Raw genomic sequence first — 764 nt, 5'->3', positions numbered from 1 at the left:
ACTGTGAGTCTTGATGTGGCTGGTCTGGGACTGGCTGGCAGGGTTGGTGTTGGTTGCCTGTCCCGGTTGTGGCTCGATATCCGACTGGCCGCGCATCGCGTGCCTTCCTAGCGACTTGCCCGTACCGGGGTGGGCGGCCGACGCCGACCTGGCCCACCTCAATGGCTTGATCAGAGGATTGCCCAACCCCTGGGGTTGTGGCCCGTCACAGTACTGCCTTGGAGTGATCTCTTCCCAGACCGACGTCGGCCGCTTTGCGACCGGACTGTTGCCCCTCATGGAAGGAATCCGATCACCTTGACCATCGTCGCGCACGCACACCCATTCGTCATCGGCGTGGATACCCACGCCCGCACCCACACCCTCGCCGTCGTGTCCGCGTCGACGGGCGAGCAGCTCGCCTGCGAGCAGTTCCCAGCCACTGCCGCCGTCATGAAGCGGGCGATCGATTGGGCGGGCCGCCGCACCGTCGGGGACCTCTCCACGCTGTGGGCGATCGAGGGCATCGGCACCTATGGCGCCAAGCTGGCCCGCATGACTGCGGAGGCGGGCTATCCGACGGTCGAAGCTCCGCGAACGAACACGCGGGCCCGCCGCGGGCTGGGCAAGTCGGACCCGCTGGACGCCCAGGCGATCGCCACCGCTGCCCTGTCGACCGATGTCACAGCGCTGCGTCACCCGCGTCAGGACGATGGGACACGCGCGGCCCTGCGCGTGTTGGTGGCGGCCCGGGACCAGATGACGGTCGAGCGGACCGCGAACGT

Annotated in this window: 1 protein-coding gene; it reads left to right on the top strand. The window is 68.1% G+C overall.

All coding sequences use genetic code 11. The annotated features are described in order from the left end of the window. Positions 1-297: 297 nt before the first annotated feature. Positions 298-764: transposase (locus QK290_RS18510; protein ID WP_282332132.1), on the top strand; the 467-nt coding region annotated here is incomplete at its 3' end.

Source organism: Pseudarthrobacter sp. AL07, assembly GCF_029960665.1.
Taxonomy (GTDB): Bacteria; Actinomycetota; Actinomycetes; order Actinomycetales; family Micrococcaceae; genus Arthrobacter.
The sequence above is the reverse complement of the archived record's forward strand: the minus strand, read 5'-3'. Positions and strand labels throughout refer to the sequence as shown.